At 70.2% G+C, this 16,749-nt stretch carries 7 protein-coding genes; 1 reads left to right on the top strand and 6 read right to left on the bottom strand.

Going from position 1 to position 16,749, the window contains the following annotated elements:
• Positions 1 to 217 precede the first annotated feature (217 nt).
• From ACTOQ1_RS39200 to ACTOQ1_RS39220, 5 genes are all read right to left on the bottom strand, one after another.
• Positions 218 to 1,024: a hypothetical protein gene (locus ACTOQ1_RS39200; protein ID WP_440073256.1), complete on the bottom strand. Its 807-nt coding sequence runs from the start codon at positions 1,022 to 1,024 to the stop codon at positions 218 to 220.
• A gap of 244 nt (positions 1,025 to 1,268) precedes the next feature.
• A complete protein-coding gene (locus ACTOQ1_RS39205) occupies positions 1,269 to 4,325 on the bottom strand; it encodes a BTAD domain-containing putative transcriptional regulator (RefSeq protein WP_440073258.1) in 3,057 nt (1,018 codons plus the stop codon).
• 204 nt (positions 4,326 to 4,529) lie between these two features.
• Positions 4,530 to 5,156 (bottom strand): lysoplasmalogenase, encoded by a 627-nt coding sequence (locus ACTOQ1_RS39210; protein WP_440073260.1) that lies wholly within the window; start codon positions 5,154 to 5,156, stop codon positions 4,530 to 4,532.
• Positions 5,157 to 5,356: 200 nt separating this feature from the next.
• Entirely contained in the window at positions 5,357 to 6,097 is a 741-nt protein-coding gene (locus ACTOQ1_RS39215) for a hypothetical protein (protein WP_440073262.1), read from the bottom strand.
• 283 nt (positions 6,098 to 6,380) lie between these two features.
• Positions 6,381 to 7,184 carry a hypothetical protein gene (locus ACTOQ1_RS39220; protein ID WP_440073263.1) on the bottom strand — a complete coding sequence of 268 codons (804 nt, stop codon included), beginning with the start codon at positions 7,182 to 7,184 and terminating at the stop codon, positions 6,381 to 6,383.
• Positions 7,185 to 7,623: 439 nt separating this feature from the next.
• On the opposite strand from ACTOQ1_RS39220, the gene ACTOQ1_RS39225 reads away from it, so the two are divergent.
• Complete coding sequence (locus tag ACTOQ1_RS39225; protein ID WP_440073264.1) at positions 7,624 to 9,060, top strand: GntR family transcriptional regulator; 1,437 nt, start codon at positions 7,624 to 7,626, stop codon at positions 9,058 to 9,060.
• Positions 9,061 to 9,253: 193 nt separating this feature from the next.
• Here the strand turns inward: ACTOQ1_RS39225 and ACTOQ1_RS39230 are convergent, their stop codons facing one another.
• Positions 9,254 to 16,684 carry an RHS repeat-associated core domain-containing protein gene (locus ACTOQ1_RS39230; RefSeq protein ID WP_440073266.1) on the bottom strand — a complete coding sequence of 2,477 codons (7,431 nt, stop codon included), beginning with the start codon at positions 16,682 to 16,684 and terminating at the stop codon, positions 9,254 to 9,256.
• Positions 16,685 to 16,749: the final 65 nt, after the last annotated feature.

Raw genomic sequence — 16,749 nt, forward strand, 5'->3', positions numbered from 1 at the left:
GCTCTCCCTCGCTCTCGCCGGCCGGCCACGTCACCGCGCCGGCCGCCGAGCGGCCCGCCGGCCCTTCCTCCGGCAGTGGGCCGCTCACCGGTTTCTCGCCCCACTGTCGTTCCCGCCCCTTTCGCCGTGCTGCCAGACACCTTTCAAGGGTCGTGCCGGACCGGGCGGGAAGTGGCCACCTGGCAGGCGCGCCCACCGGGGACGGGAGGCCGCGGGACTACGCTCCCTCCTGAGGCCGGTCCATGGACCAGAGCGTGAAGCGGAACATCGGCAGGAAGCCGTAGCGCTCGGCGCCCGGCCTGCTGTCGTCACTGAAGATCCCACCCGACGGCAGGCCTCCGGCCAACGCGAGCCGTTCGCGCACCAGCGCCGCCCAGTGGCCGCGCCGGCGTGCCTGCGGACGCGTCACCCCGAACGAGAACTGCACGAACCCGTGCGCGGTGAACGACGAAGCCGCGGTCGCCGCCACACCCTCGTCGTACACCAGCCACATCCTCGTTCGCGGGTCTCGCAGGAACGTCTCGCTCATGTACGCCCCCGGCAGCCGCTCGGCCGTGTCGGGGAAGGGGTAGCCTTCCGCGATCAGCCGCTCCCACACGGCCAGTCTCTCGAGGTCGTCGACCCGTACCGTCTCGACCGGCGCGACGTCCGGCAACGGCAGCCCTCCCGCGCGGACCATGAACGTCGGATGTCCCTGCAGGTGCCACCCCCGGCCGCGGAGGTCGGGGGTGGGCCAGCAGCTCCACAGGAAGACCGTTCCCGAACCGCCTTTGTAGAAGGCCTCTATCTCTGACAGCACCCGGTCGGCGTCCGCTTCCAGGGGGCGGAGAAGCGTCGCAGAGTTGTAGATGCACGCCGGTGTTCCCACGTCCGTCGCCGCGAAGTCGGCCGTACGCGACGACCTGCCACCCACGCCGGTGGCCACCGCCTCCATGTAGTCGACATGATTCAGCAGGAACCGGCGCGCGACCGAGTCGCCCACCGGTGTCGTCCGCTCGAACCCGGTCTCCAGTACTTCCTCCATCGGATCGCCCTTCCTCGTCGTTTGAGGTCGAGCCTCACACGCACCGATGTCATGGCCTCGTCATGCCACTTTCGACTCGATGTCATGGCGCTGGCGACGATCTCGGCGGGAGGATCGGATGGAGGAGGGCCGCGCTCCGGGAGAGTTCCCGCACCGTGTCCTCGCGGCACTCACGGCGAGGGCTTCCCAGGAGTTCGAGGCCGGCGCCCGCCGATCCGGACGGTCCCGCACCGGGTTCCGCGGGTCACGCCTCGGTACGGTCCCGGGAAGCCGGCTCCAGCGCGGTGAGCCGGTCGAGCGTCAATCGCAGGATCTCCGCGTCCGTCATGGTCATCCCTCGCGCGGTCAGCCGTTGCCGCTCCTCGAGGTCGAGGGCGCGCGTGAACAGGGATTCCATCGCCCGCACCCGCTGCGCGTCCTGTCCGAAGGCCGGTCCGGCCCCCTCCTGCCGTCGCATCGCGGTGAGCAGTGTCATCGCCGAGCGCAGATCACCGAGTTCGGCGAGCAGGAAGATGGCGCCGCGAACGCTGGTCCACTGCTGAACCCAGTTGCCGATGCGATGCCAGTGCTCGATGACCTCGCGATACAGCGGAACGGCTTCGAGCGGGTCACCGTACCTCAGGCGGATCGACGCCAGCGATGAGAGCGCGGCACCCATGAGAACGCAGTCTTGGCAGGCGATCGCCTGCTCGTGGGCTCGTTCCAGCAGCCCGGCCGCACGCTCGGGCTCCCTGTCCAGCAGCGTCTCCCCCAGAAGGTAGGCGCCCCACCCCCCGAAGACCCCGGATCTGTTCAGCCGCGAGAAATCCTCGGCCGCGCGCTCCGCCGCCACGAGGTCGCCGCCGTACGCGACCCCGAGGATCCCGCACACCTGCGCGTAGCCCGCGCGCAGCCGGTCCCCCGCTTGCAAGGACCAGTTCAGCACGTCGCGGCTGAGACGGTTCACACCGTCAAGGTCGCCGGAGGCCAGCCTGTGGCCCAGCAGTCCCACGCCGGCGAACCGGCGAAGGGGATCATCCGGGTTCAGCAGTTCCCAGGAGCGCTCCGTGAGTGACTCCATCAGCCTGTGGTCGGTGCGATATTGGGCACCGGACGCGGCCATGCCGAGACTCAGCGCGGCGAGGGGCCGATCAGCCGGATGTCCCTCGGCGATCCATCGTTCGGCGGCGTTCTCCGCCCAGCCGGCCATCTCGCCGGGCATCTGCAGCTCCATCCAGTCGGCCAGTCCGACCATCAACCCCAGATCGAGCGTGAGATCGTTGTTCAGTGCCCACGTATGGGCCACGCGGATGTCGTCGATGCGCTGGGCGATCGCCGTCATCCACCGGCCGCACTCCCCGGTGTGCAACAACCGCGGGCCCCGATCCAGTGAGACCCGAAGATGCTCCGCGTGTGCCCGGAACGTCTCCTGCGCGTTTCCCCGTTCCTCCAGACGGTCACGGCCGAAGGATCGAAGCGTCTCCAGGAGTGAGTAGCTGGTGACCTGCCATGTCCTGTCCGCCGTGGCCACGACCATGGACTTGTCCACCAGGTCGCCGATCCTCTCGACCACGGCCGGCACGTCGAGGCCGCACACGGCCGCGGCGTCATCCGCCGCGAAGGCTCCGGCGAAGGCCGACAGCCGCTCGAACAGTTCCTGGTCACCGGGTTCCAGAAGCTGGTAGGACCAGTCGATGACGGTCTGCAGCGTCTGGTGCCTCTCGACGGCGCGGCGGTAGGGGTTGCGCATGAGGCGGAACCCGTCGGGCATGCGGGCGACGATCTCGGCGGGGGTCATGTACCGCATCCGCCCCGCGGCCAGCTCGATCGCCAGCGGCATGCCGTCCAGCCGGCGGCAGAGTTCCGTCAGCACCTCGAGGGTGGGACCGGTGGGATCGAACGCCGGAGCCACGGCCGTGGCCCGTTCCACGAACAGCCGTACCGCGTCGGTGGGAACGTCCAGCGGCGGAACCGGGTTGATCTGCTCGGACTCGATTCCCAGCGGCACCCGGGAGGTGGCGAGCACCGACAGTTCGGGGCAACTCCCCACGATGGACTGCACGAGATCGGCGACGTCGTCCACCAGGTGCTCGCAGTTGTCCAGGACGAGCAGTGCCCGCCGAGTCTGCAGATAGCCGATCAACCGCTCCTGAGGAGTCACGGTTCCGACGATCTGCACGCCCAGGGCGGTCAGTACCGCGCTCGCCAGCGATACCGGCCGTTGCAGCAGGGCCAGCTCGACGAGCCACACGCCGTCGGGGAAGCGGGCGGGGTCCGCCTCTGACGCCTCGGCGGCGGCCAACATCAACCGTGTCTTCCCCACACCGCCGGGCCCGGTCAGGGTGAGGACGCGACTGGAGGAGAGCCGCTTCATCACCTGGTGCAGCACCTGATCACGCCCGACCAGCGGTGAGCGCGCGGCCGAGAGGCCGCTCACCAGCGGCCGCTTCGTCTGATCGCCGCTCCTCGCCTCTTCCTCACCGCCGTTCCGTTCGCCATGATGGGCGCTCGAGCGCGGCATCAGCGAGGAGTCGTGCTGGAGGATGCGCGACTCCAGCTCCCGCAGGCCGGAAAGCGGCCGCAGGCCCAGCTCGTCGCTGATCAGTGTTCGATAGCGCCGGTACACCGCCAGCGCGTCGGCCTGACGCCCTATCCGGTAGAGGGCGAGCATCAACTGCCCTTGCGGGCGTTCTCTCATGGGAGCCTCGGCGATGACCCGCTCCAGCAGGGCGACCGCCTCGTTGGGAGCGCCCAGCGACAGCGCCGCCTCGGCCCTGTCCTCCAGCGCGACCAGGCGCGCCTCCGCCAGGCCTGCCACCTCGGCCACGGCGAACTCGTCATCGCCGAACTCGGCGTAAGCCCGCCCCCGCCACAGTCCCAATGCCGTGTCGAGCAGATCCGCCGCCCGGCGCGGATCACTCTCCACGATCGCGTGGGCCCGCTCGGCGAGATCCCGGAAGTGGGTCACGTCGAACACATCCGAGTCGAGCTTCAACATGTATCCGGGCTGCCTGGTCAGCAACACCTCGTTCAGACCGGCCGACCGCAGCTGCATCCGCAGGCGCGACATGACCGTCTGCAAGGCGGCCTCGACCCGCACCGGCTGCGTGTCACCCCAGACGATCTCCGCGAGCGTGTCCGCGCTGACGACCGAGCCCACGTGGACCAGTAGCGTGGCGAGAAGCCGGCGAAGGTTGCCCGAACGCAGCAGCGGTTTCTCACCGGCGTCGAGTCCTGGATTCGCCCGGCTGAGCTCGAGGGAGCCGAGCGCCCTGACGCGGATACGATCGCCGGCCTCCGGACGATCGGCTGCCCCGGACAATCGCACTCTCCATCCCCTACTTACGGAAATGTACTTTTCAACTTCTCGTATTGGCGGGAATAAAATGGCAGTTTATGCTCATCGCAACACTCGCACCACCCAGTTGCGCAACCGGTACGCCCCGCTTGTCCGATGATTCCGGCCGACGCCCGAACCTCGTGAACAGGGCACCGCCCGACCAGGCCCGTAAAGTCGCGCCGGCCGTCATGGCGTCGGGGCCGTTCGGGGGCGCGACGCACCGGAGGCGATGAGGAACTGGGCCGCGATATAGCTGAGCATGACCCAGATGCCGGAGTGCGGCACCTCCACTCCCGCCAGGCGGAAGGCGATGAGCGCGTCGGAGAGCAGGAAGAGCGCTCCGCCGAGGCCGGCGCGCGGACCGTACCCGAGGGCCGTGACCGCCGTCGCCGTGAGGATCAGCGAATAGACGGCGACGGGGATTCGCAGGGCCCCGAGGCCGGGCCACAGGACGGTGATCAGGATCACCCAGACCACCGCGTAGGCGGCGGGGACGTGCGGACGGCGCCGCAGCTCCGGCAGGGCGCCGCCCCGGACGAAGTAGGTGACGTAACAGGCATGGGCGACGGCGAACAGGCCCATACCGAGGACGAAGACGCCGGCTCCGGCGTCGAACTGCAGGGCGACGTCGCCCGCCCCGGAGAACAGAAGCCCCGCCACCACCGGCGGCGGGCCGTGCCTGGCCGCCACCCAGGCCGCGAGCAGAGGCATGAGAAGGCCTTTGGTCACCCACTCGACGGCCGTCGGCCCCGCGGCCGGCGCGAGGAGGTGCAGGACGGCACAGGCGGCGAAGGCGATCAGGAGGCGCGTCATGGAATGAACCTTCCGTCGAGGCCGAGCCGCCCGCCGTCCCTCGGGCGAGGGCGGCGAAGAGACGGACCCGGCCGGCGAACCGGGGCGGGTCCGCCGGCCGGGTCATCCCGGCGGAAGGCAGCCCCGCCGTTCAGGGGATGTGAAGGCGGAGCCGTCTCTGGCCGAGCATGGGACGGCGGGCTGCGCGCACGACGCCTGGACTACTGGATCGTCACGTTGTCGCAGCCGGACCAGACCCCGGCGATGTCACCGCTGTCGCGGGTCAGCCAGTCGGTGAACGACATGTTCGTCATCTCGTCACAGGCGATCTCGTCGACGTCCGGCGAGTTGGTCACGCTGTTGATGGTGTCGTTGCCGTCCTGGCCCGACAGCCGGTCCTTGCTGTGCGGGTAGGCCGGGTAGCCCGGACCGCTGGTGAGGGAGTCGTCGCCGGGACCGCCGAGCAGATGGCTCAGTCCACCGGTCGCGACGAGGGTGTCGTCGCCCGCCCATCCCGAGAGACCGACCGAGATCGGGCGGAAGGTCTGTCCGGAGATCAGGCCGAAGCCGCTGGACGTCAGGGTGTCGTCGCCGTCGTGCCCGTTGACGGCCACGCCGACGACCCTCTCCCCCGGCGAGTCGGCGCCGGGGAGCTCCTTCGGGCAGACCACGGTGGTGGAGCTGGTCACCGCGCACGGCGCCTGGGCCGTGAGGTTCACCGCGGCGGTGTCGGTGATGACGATGCTGCTCGCGCCCACGTCGACGCTGACGTTGTTGGCGTGATCGCCGCCGTTGAACACCACGAGCTGGCCGTTGTTCTGGTACGAGGCGTAGAAGAGCACCGCGTCGTCGGTGGCGGCGTGCGCCGGGGTGCCGGTCAGCACCGCCGCGGCGATCCCGGCCACCAGGGCGGCCGCGGCACCGCGACGCCCGGCGAGCGCGGACCTGCTGGACTTCTTCATCCGTTCACCTGTGATCTCTGTAGCCCGATGTGGACGCCACACGCTGTCACACCGCCCGGTCACCGAAGGCTCCACATCCGGCCCGCATCCGGCTCGAAAGTGGCCCTGTCCGGCCCGCGGCCGCACGGGCCCCGGCGACGCCTCGCGGCCGGATCACCAAACGGCCCCGGCTCCTGCTTCGGGCCCCCCGGCCGGACCGGCGGCGAGCGCCCCTCGGGCGGAGGAACGCACACCGCCCTCGTCCCGCACGCGAAAGGTTCGCGACGAGGCGGGGGGCTTCGGGCTACGGCTCGACGACGTTCTCGCAGTCGTGGAAGAACTGCTGGGCGTTCGTCCTGTAGCCGGTGTCGGCGCCCTCACCGCAGTGGACGTCGTCTCGCACCGGTCCGTCCGACGCGAAACCACCCCCGACCGGGTGCAGGACGTCGTCTCCGCCCAGTCCCGTGATCACATCCGCCCCCGGTCCTCCCTCGATCCGATTGGCCACGTGCGAGCCGGTCAGCTCGTCGGCGTACGACGAGCCCCACACGTTCTCCACGTCCGCCTCGATGTCGTCGAGACCGGCGGGGCCGTCATCGGCCACCCCGTCGAGTGAGACACGGACCGGCCGGCCGGAGTAGGTGTAACTGACGAGATCCGTGCCGTCCCCGCCGACGAACCGGATCGCGTGCTCGCCCGGCGCGATGACCGGCTCCAGGTGATCGTCGCCCGCTCCGCCCGAGACGGTGCCGACCAGCTGGGCGTAGGCGGACAGTCTGTCGTCGCCGCCCCGCAGGTTGAAGTGCATCCGCTGTGTCAGGTCACAGTTGACGGCCGTGTCGCTCGTGACCTTGCATCCTGGTCCCGGAGCCAGCGGCGTGGTCTGCGAGATCCGGACGCGGCCGTTCACCACGACGACGACCACGCGTTCCGCGGCGTCCGTGCCCGTGTACGACAGGACGCCGGACCGGTACTGCGCGACGGCGGTCTCCGGCGGGCTCGCCGCCGCACCGGCCGTCGCGGTGCTCCCCGCCATCAGGCCGGCCAGCGCCGGCAGCAGGATCGATCCGCTCCTGAGAGCGGACCGCGCATCGCTCGGCGTGCTCACCATCGTTCCCCCGGTTCATGTCGTCGTGATGGCGCGGGTATGCCGCCGCGGCCGGACGGCCCGAGGGCCGGATCACGAGGTGGTGCCCTTCACCGATCGGACACCTCGGCGCACGGCTCTCACCCGTGACGGGTCTCCAGCGAGCCGGCCTCCGCCGATCGCGGCCTCTGCCCGCCGTCCACCAGAGATACGCGCCCTGCCCCGGCACCGGTTCCGCCAGGCGGGACATCCCGGCACGGAACTGCCCGCCACCCGGGAGGCGTACTGCAGAACGGCGATCGTCTCCGCCCGTCCTGAGGACGAGTACGGGCACTGTTCGCACCTGGCTCGAACGGAGCCGGGCCTCAGGTTCTCCGAACCGGGGCGGAGCCGCGATCCGTACCGCCGCACAGGCCGTTCGTTCGACGGAGCGCGCCGCAGCCGGGAAATGAGGAGGGGAATGCGGACCAGACAGGAGCTACCCGTTTCCATCGAAGTGTGCCGCGACGACAAGCGGACGCTCCGAGAGCAGTTGGTCGGCGGCTTCATCGACGCGATCGACTCGGGCCTGCTGCGTCCCGGCGAGCGGCTTCCCTCGACACGGACCGTGGCCGAGGGTCTGGGCGTCTCCCGGGGAGTGGCCATCGTCGCCTACGAGTTGCTTCTCGCCCGGGGCTACATCACCGGCAAACCTCGCGCGGGCACCTACGTGGCGGGCAGGGCCGACCTCCAGGGGAGGCTCTCGGCCGCCCCCGTCGCCGACGCACGGGTGATCGACCTGCGTCCGGGCCACGGTGCCCCCAAGGGATTCCCCATCGCCGCCTGGCGTTCCGCCTGGCGGCAGGCCAGCCACATGCTTCCCCGCTCCCCCGCGCCGTCCCTCGGCGTGGACCGCCTTCGTCAGGTCGTTCACCGGCGCGTCGCGCTCAGCCGCGGCCATCTCGCCGGGTACGAGACCGCGATCTGCGGCACCCTGGGCGACGCCCTCCGAGTCGTCCTCGACGCCCTGGCCCCGGGCGTGCCGATCGCCGCGGCCCAGCCGATCCCGTCGCCCCTGCGGCAGGCGCTGCTGTTCGCCGGCCGCACCCTCCTGCCCTTCTCCAACGGCGAAGATCTGATCGCCGACGATATTCCGCGCCAGGCGGGCGCGGTCGTCGTGCTCTCGGAGACCCACTACCTCAGCAGCCGGGCGACGTCGAAAACCTGGCGGCGGGAACTCTCCCGCTGGCACGACCGGACGGGCGGTGCGGTGATCGAGGTGAACCTGGAGGGCGCGGCGCGTCCGACGACCACGCGAGTGCCCAGCCTGCTGGCCGAGGTGCCTTCACCTCACGCGGGACTCGTGGGCGACTTCACGACGCTGCTCACCCCGGAGATGCCACTGGCCTATCTCGTCGTGCCCTCCGCGATGAGTCCTCTCGTGGAGTCCCGGATCGTCTCCTCGGGCCTCAGGCCGCCCGTGCTCCACCAGGACGTGTTGCTCCGGCTCCTGACGAACGGCACCGTGCAGCGCCGCAGCACCGGCCTCGCCCGTTTGCACCAGCGGAGGACGGACCTCGTCCGGGAGGCGTTCGAGCGGCTCCCCGTCCGCTCGGTGACGTCGCCTGCGTTCGACGGCGCGACGGCCGTACGGCTCCCGCCCTCCCTTCCCGCGGCCAGGGTCGCCATGCACGCCAGACGACGCGGCGTGCAGGTCGCCTGCATCGCGGACTTCCATCTCTCCCTCCTGCCGCAGGCGGCCGACAACGGGCTGGTCCTCGACCTGACCTACCTGGACGAGGCGGCCGCGCGAGGTGCCCTGCGCGTTCTCACGCGGCTGTGCCGGGAACTGCTCATGCTGTCCAACGACCTCGGCGACCCGGCGGGCGACGAGACGAGCGGGATGATGTGCGGCTGAGGCGACGGTACGAACGGCTCGGGGCGGGGACACCACGCTGATGTCCCCGCCCCTCCATGGGGTGCCCCGTCGCGACCGGCCACCTACCGCGGCCTTCGCCGGTCGCTTTCATGACCGGTCACCGAGATCGGGTGCCGGGCGGATCGCCTGACCCGCCCGGCACCGGATCGCTTTCCTCGCGCGCGGCTCCGCCTCAGAAGGTGCACACGGCGCTGAAACACCAGCCGTCGATGAAGAAGTCGTTCGCGGAGGTGCCTCTGAGGAACCGGTACGACTCCCGCTCCGCGGCCTTCCCCATGTTCCAGACATGGATTGTCACGTCATCCCACATTTGATCGGCGGCTATGGCCAGTCGCATGTCACGCCGCAGGAAGCCGGAATGCATCGCTGTAGGATCGTTTCCGGCCCACTTGCCGTACCTGCTGCCGTGGGTGCCGCTGGCGATGTGGATGGTGGTGAACCCCTGCTGTCTCGCGCGCTCGACCTCGACGGCGATGGAGTAGGTGTTGACGCTGCCTCCGAAGGAGACGGTGTTGGACGTTCTGAAGCGTGGGCTTCCCCAGAGCGCCGTCTTGCCCGGCGCTGAACCGCCCGCCGCGGTTCCGCCAAGAGCCGGGCTCGCGCCCGAGCCGACGAGAGTGTCGGCGGCGGCGGCCATCTTCCCCGCCACCCTCGACGTGGTGTCGGCGGCCGACGCCGCCCCGCGGATCATGGGCGCGAGGCGACCCGCGGCGAAGCCGATGACGCCGAGGCCGGCTTCGACCGCTGCGGGTGTCCAGTCGCCGTACTTGACGCCCTGGTAGATGCTGCCGGCGATCGGGACGGGCATCATGAGGGCGTCGCCGTAGGCGTGGACCATGCCCTGGAAGACCGCGTCGGTCAGGTAGGGGCTGATGCCGTACATGAAGCCGTCGACGTATTCGGCCTGCTCGGTGAAGTCGGCGTAGTCGCTGCTGGTGCAGTCGGGGTTGTAGGGGTCGGCGACGCACAGGCCGTCGGGATCGACGAGATTGACGGGGTCGTTACCGGTGTAGGTGTAGAGGTTGGCCGTGCGCGGGCTGGCGGGGTCGAGGTCGGGGGCGGCCCGGTAGAGGGGGTCGGCGCTGGTCCACTGCAGTGCCAGGCCGTCGTAGAAGCGGTGGCCGTAGTCGTGCAGGCCGGCAAGGCGGTCGTAGGTCTTGCCGTTGAAGTCCCTGCCGTATTTGCCGGACGAGACGGCGTCCTCGGCGGCCACTTCGGCGAGGATCTCGCCGAACGGGCCGTAGGAGACCATCCGGGTCGTGACGGGGACGTCGGCGGCGGTGTAGGCCAGGACGTGGTGGCCCTGCGGGCTGGTGAGGTAGTGCTCGATGCCGCCGGTGGTGTCGTCGCCGTCGACGCGGGCGACCGTTTGCCCGGCGATGACGACGGCCTGCCGGTAGGAGGGTGCCTGACCCGGGATGTAGACGATCTCCTGGTCGCCGAACCAGCGGCGCACCTCGGCCAGGGCGCCGGTGGCGCCGTAGCGGGCGGCGGCGACGCGGGCGGCGCCGTCGTAGAAGAAGATCTCCTTCTCCCCGCCTGGCTTGCTCACCTTGCGCAGGCGGGCGCCGTCCCAGCGCTGGGTGACGGTGGTGCCGTCCGGCAGGGTGCGGCCGGTGGTGTTGCCCGCCTCGTCGTAGGTGTAGGAGGCCAGGCGGGTTCCGGTGCCGCGTGCGCGCAGCTCGTGCAGTCGCTGCGGGTCGCCGCCGTCCGGGTCCTGGTAGACGTGCTCGACGTTGCGGGCGCTCACCCGGGGGATCGGGCCGGCGCCGTCGGCCGGGTTGGTGGTGATGTTGGCGCCGGCCATGCGCCCGCCCGGCGTGTAGGTGAAGCCGCCGAAGTAACCGGCTCCGCCGCTTTGGGTGGCGCTTTGCAGCTGCAGGCGGTCGTCGTAGGTGTAGGTGGTGGTGGCGGCCGGTGCGGAGGCGTCTCCCAGTTGCTCGGCGATCCGGTGGATCTGGCCGTTGCCGTAGTAGGACAGGGTCTGCCTGTAGTGCTGGGCGGCTCCGCCGGATCCGGGCGCGCGGTTGGTGACGGCGGTGACGCGGCCGAACCGGTCGTGGTTGTAGTAGGTGTCGCGGGTGCCGAATCCGGCCGTGTCGCGAGTGTTGATCTTCCTGCTCGTCACGACGCCGGCGCTGTTGCGATGCTGGCGGATGGCCATGGTCTTGCCGCCGATGACGAACTCGGCCTGGGCCGCGGTGCCGTCGCGGTTGTAGGCGAGCTCGACCTTGGGTCCGTCGAAGGTCAGCTCGCCGTTGGAGGTGGCGTGGGCCTTGTACTCCACGGCCTCGGTGATGCCGGTGGCGCCGACGGTGTGAAGTGCCTCCAGCCGGTCGGCGCCGACCAGGGTGGAGATCGCCTCGATGCTCTGGCTGGTGACCGTGGGGTGACCGTGGTGGTCGTAGTGGTTGATGACGGTCGCGACCGGTGAGGTCGTGGACGTCAGACGGCCGACGGCGAAGTTCGCCCTGCCCGACTGCCTGCTCACCGAGGGGTGCGCGGTGTCGTAGGTGTAGGTCTTGACGCCGCCGGTGTCGGCGTCGCCGTAGGCGAACTCGGCGCGTTCGGCGGCGCTGAGGTCTCGCCGCGGGTTCTTCTCGCTGACGACCCGGTCGGCGTCGTCATAGACGCGGCGGTGGGTGAAGTCGGACGCGGCCTGGCCGGGAAGGAGGGGTTCGGTGACCGCGGTGAGGTTGCCGTTGCCGTCGTAGCCGTACTTCCATGTCCGGCCGGCCGAGGTGACGCTCAGCCGGTTGCCGCTCAGGTCGTGGGTCATGGCGGTGATCACGCCGTCGGGGTCGGCGATGTGCTCGACCTTTCCGGTGCCGTCATAGCGGTAGCGGGTGGTGGCGAAGGAGGGGGCGGTGGCCGTGCCGCCCGTCTTCTCCTGCACCGTGATCAGCTGTCCGGCGGGGTCGGTGGTGGTACGGGTGAGGGCGGCCGGGGAGCCGTCGCCGGTGACCTGGGAGACCGTGGTGCTCAGCCCGTCGTAGGCGTGCACGGCCATGACCTGGCCGTTCGATCCGACCTCTCGCACCTCCACGAGACGGCCCAGCGCGTCGTAGGTGTTATGTGTGCCCACGGCGCCGGGTACGCCGTCCGCGCGTGGCCACAACGTCTCCTTCACCTGTCCGCGGTGGTCGTAGCGGTAGGTGGAGACCCGGGCCGGGACGGTGACGTCCTGGTCGGACTGCACGGCGGTGACACGCACGGCGCGGCCCAGCCCGTCGAGTTCGCTGGTGGTGTGGCTGAACTCCCCGTCGCCCGAGGCGGACTCGCTCACCTGCGAGATGGGATCGGGGGCGGCGTTGTCGTTGTAGGAGGCGCGGGAGATCTCGGTGCCGCCGGTCGGTGCCCGGGTGGTGTCACCGATGGGGTAGACCCGGGTCGACAACGGCCGGCCCAGCGGGTCGATCTTGACGCGGGTCAGCTGAAGGAGGTTGGCGTCGTCGGCCTGCTCCGGGGTGCAGGTCTCGGCGGGATCGAGCTGACGGTCGCCGTCGGCGTCCGGGCAGGCGTAGTTCGGGCCCTCGGTCTCGACGGTGACGCCGGTGCCCGGGTCCACCACGGTCTTGGTGACGTGCCGGATCCGGCTGTTCTGCGGCCGGATCGGGCCTTCGGTGCGCGTGACGTGCATCCCGCGCTCGTCGTAGCCGAACTCGGTGTAGCCGGCCGCCGCGTTGGTGTTCCCGTACCTGGCGATCTGCTCGGGCTGCCAGAGGCGGTAGACCTGCCCGCGGTGGGGGCCGTCTCCCCCGTGGTATTGGTAGCGCGTGGTGCGGTCGGGCACGCCCGGCGCCTCGTCATCGACCGTGACGTTCTTGACGAAGACGAAACCGGCGTCGTGGTAGCTGTAGCGGGTCTGGCCCAGCGGGGTTTCCGCGCCGTCCAGCACCCGCACCCGGGTGCTGGACTGCGGCGCCACCTTGAAGGCGGCGCTGGTCCAGGCGATGTTGTGGACGGAGGCGGTGCGCCGGATCTCGGTCTTGCCCTCGCCGTTGACGAACCGGCTCTCGACCTTCGAGGGCAGGTCCATCACGTACTTGCCGTTGATCTTCTGGTCGGCCCAGGTGACGATCTGATCCGCTTTCGGGGCCCCGTTCCGGCAGGCGGTGGTGCTCTGCCCGGCCGTGCCGGTGCAGGTGTAGGTGGTGGTCTTCTCCGGCATCACCACCCACGTGCCGAAGTCCTCTCGGGCCCCGGGGAGAGGCAGGCCCAGGTCCCGCACGTGGTAGAGGGTGTCGACCAGGCTCATCACCCCCTGCGTCGTCGGGGTCAGCCCGCCGGTGAACGCGGCCTGCCCCAATATGGTCGCGACCCGTGTCGGCACCCCGGCGGGATCCTGGTCGTAGTCGTAGAGGCTGACGGTGGTCAGGTCGTCGCCCCCGCTGCCGGGGTCGCCGACGGTCAAGGTGCGCAGTTCGCGGAACCCCCGAAAAGCGCTCTGCCCGTACGGTCCGGCCAGGTAGGCGGTCTTGCTGAAGGAGTGGCGCGTGGTCATCGGCGGCTGGCCCTGACCGGGGTCGGTCGTGATCTCGGTGACCACCCATTTGCGGGCCGGCACGTTGCGCCCGTAGCCGATCGTGGTGGTGGCGCCGAAGCCGTTGCTCATCTGGCGCATCAGGCGCGCGGGCGCGTTGTGCGCCGCGCGGGTGTCCAGGATGGGCTTGGCGTAGCGGACGAAGACGTCGCCGTCGTCGTCGGCGTCCTCGGCCAGGTCCAGCAGGCCGTCGGCGTTGAGGTCCACCGCCTGGTGGGTGGCCTGATGGCGGTAGTCGGCTCGGTCGCCGTACTGGGCGAGCGTGCCGCGGCCCTTCACGTGCCCGGCCAGCGCCGCCTGCACGGTGGAGCTGACGTCCGCGGTGCTCACCCAGGTGGTGCCGCCGCCCAGATACAGCTTCGACCCGGCCGGGCGCTTGTGCACATAGACGTCCGGCAGCCCGTCGTAGTCCAGGTCGGTCAGCTTGGTCGTGTGGTAACGCTCGGCCGTCGTGGCGTAACCCTGCCAATCCTCGGCCCCCATCTCCACCCGGAACGACTGCAGCCGGGTGGTGTCGGGCGCACCGTCGCTGAACAGGCCCTGCCCGCCGTCGGCGGAGGTGCCGAATCCGAAACCGGTGTTGAACCGCACCTCACTGCCTCGGCCGGTCACGCGGACCCGGTCGGGCAGCCCGTCGGCGTTGAGGTCCGGCCCCAGCCCGTCACGCAGGTAGCCGTCGTAGACGCCGTCACCGCCGGCCCCGTTGTCACGCGCCAGCCATGTCGTCGGTGGGTCCTCGTCGTCCCCGGGCAGCTCGAAGCTCGCGGCGAACCCTCCGCCGTTCCTGCCGGGGTACACCACGCCCTTGCCGGTCACCAGGTCGACGTAGCCGTCACCGGTGACGTCGGCCATGGACTGCGGGCTGCGCTTGATGTGAGCCTCCGCCTGGCCGTCCAGGTTCAGCCCGCCCAATATCGACGGCTGCGGGACGCGGGTCACCACCTGGTTGGCCAGCCAGGAGAAGTCGCTCCTTTTGAAATCGCTGTCATAGGGGACTCTCACCTGGACCGGAGTGCGAGCGAACCCGGTGCCGGTGTTGCGGTAGACGTAGACGTAGCTCTGCCGCTTGGTCTCGGCCAAGGCGAAGAAGTCGGGCTGATCACCCGGGACATCCGGATCGGCCGGGTTGGTGAAGTTGTGCTCGTACTCGAAGGCCCAGTGCGGATCGGGATCGGCGGGATTGGGACGCTCTTCGGACGGTGGCAGCGGTGCCGGCACGCCGAACGTGCTGGCGTAGGGACAGTAGATGGAGCTGATCGGCTGGGAGAGCAGGTCGACGCGGCCGTCGGCGTCGACGTCCACGAAGCCGTGGGTCACCTGCTGCATGGAGCCGAAGCCGCGGCCCGCGGTCCAGTCCTTGCCGGTGTGACCTTCGCAGGGATCCTGGGGGTTTCCCAGCCAGCCGGACCACGACCGGCTGAAGGAGCGGCTCAACGTGCACAGCAGTTCCCCCTCGCCGGAGGCACCCACCGAGGCCGGCACCGGCACGTCGGCCATCGCGTCGCGCAGGCTGAAACCGGGGAAGGACGCGTCGTTCTTGACGAACCCCTGGCTGCCCTTGTTCAGGTACACGTCCACCGCGCAGCGCCCGGTGGGCGGGGCCGGAGCGGCCAGATCGAGCCGGCCCGGCCGCTCCAGCAGGTCGACGCGGCCATCGCCGTTGACGTCCAGCCACATGCGCATCACGCTCTCGCCGGAGGCCTGCCCCTGCGAGACGTTCCACGGCTTGTTGTAGGTGCGAAGCGCTCCACCCGCCGCGTGCGGCACCGTGCAGAACGAGGCGTCGCAAGGCGTGAACCCCAGTCCTGCCGGAATCGTGTCGCCCACCGGCTTGAAAGAGCCACCCTCGAACCGCTTGACCGCGTTGGTGTCGATCGACTCGGGCATCTTCAAGTTCGCCACCTTCACCATCGGCTCGTAATGCTCGGCCTGGGTGTAGGCGTCGGCCTTGCCGTAGGTGAACGTCGTCGGCGGCAGCGCCTTCGGCGGCACGCCGTTCGCGGGAACGGGGGGATACACCGTCCGCTGGATACTCGCCAGTTCCCGGAACGGTGCCGCCTCCCCCGGCCTGCACCGGTCGGTGGCGTTGTAGCTCAACGTGTACACGTTCTTCAGATCCGGCACGGGCGCCCCGTGCCGCCAGGTGAAGGTGTTGATCGCCGTCAGCTTGCGCGTCCCCGACAGTTTGGCGAACCTCATCCGATAATCCAGCCTGGATCCCACCGGCAGCATGTTCGACGTGGCGGGGTCACCGCAGTACGCCGGCGCGGCGTACTGGAAACCCACCAGCGCGTACGGCTTGTCCCCCGCTTCCGCCGATTCGCCCGGAGTCCAGTACTCGATCTTGTCGAGCAGGAATTCGCGCGGCTGCGCGGCCCCGGGCGCCGACGTCGTCCGCCCGACGGTGCTGTAGCGGTACCGCAGCACGTGACCGTCACCGTCGACGACGCTGTCCAGCGGCGCGAACGTCATCGGATGCTGATTCTTGCGGCCGAAACGCAGCACCGTTCCGTCCGATCGATAGGCCTGCCACCAGTATGGCTGCCCCGCCACGTTGCCCAGGTACTCGAACTTGGTGAATCCCTTGTCACCGACCGACCGGTAACCGATCTCGTCGGCGGCCACCGGCAGATTCTGATCTCGAACCAGTGGGGAACCGTCCGGGCCGAGGAAGTTCGGCAGGTTCCCCGCACCACCTGGACCGCTCTGGCCCGGGCGCACCGACCCCGCGGCGGGATCACTCGTGATCGCGCCCGCCGCGGACAGCGACCAGCCGGCCGCCACCGTGCCGTGCACCGGCCCGCCCGAGTCGTAGGACAGGCTCACCGACGGTGACTGCCCCTTGCGCCCGGCCACCACCTCGATCGGATAGCCGAAGGTGTAGTCACCGGCCGCACCGGTCTGCCCTGATCCGCCCGGCAACCCCACCGCCTTCGGTGCCGACCCGGCCTGGGCCATCAACCCGGCCATGTTGCCCGGCCGCTCGGTCTCCGCCACCGCCGGCACCTCGAGCAACGACACCGCCGTCAACACCACGGCCATCGCCACGGCCATCGCCATCGATGCCCGCGAAACCCAGCGCCTTCTGCCGCGCCCGAAACGAAGTAACCCTGGCTGACCTGGCA

It is taken from the genome of Streptosporangium sp. OZ121 (genome assembly GCF_051918885.1).
GTDB lineage: Bacteria > Actinomycetota > Actinomycetes > Streptosporangiales > Streptosporangiaceae > Streptosporangium.

Coding starts and splice junctions, on each gene's coding strand:
- ACTOQ1_RS39200 (WP_440073256.1), bottom strand. CDS start 1,024: ATGGAGGAAGTACTGGAGACCGGGTTCGAGCGGACGACACCGGTGGGC.
- ACTOQ1_RS39210 (WP_440073260.1), bottom strand. CDS start 5,156: ATGACGCGCCTCCTGATCGCCTTCGCCGCCTGTGCCGTCCTGCACCTC.
- ACTOQ1_RS39215 (WP_440073262.1), bottom strand. CDS start 6,097: ATGAAGAAGTCCAGCAGGTCCGCGCTCGCCGGGCGTCGCGGTGCCGCG.
- ACTOQ1_RS39225 (WP_440073264.1), top strand. CDS start 7,624: ATGCGGACCAGACAGGAGCTACCCGTTTCCATCGAAGTGTGCCGCGAC.
- ACTOQ1_RS39230 (WP_440073266.1), bottom strand. CDS start 16,684: ATGGCGATGGCCGTGGCGATGGCCGTGGTGTTGACGGCGGTGTCGTTG.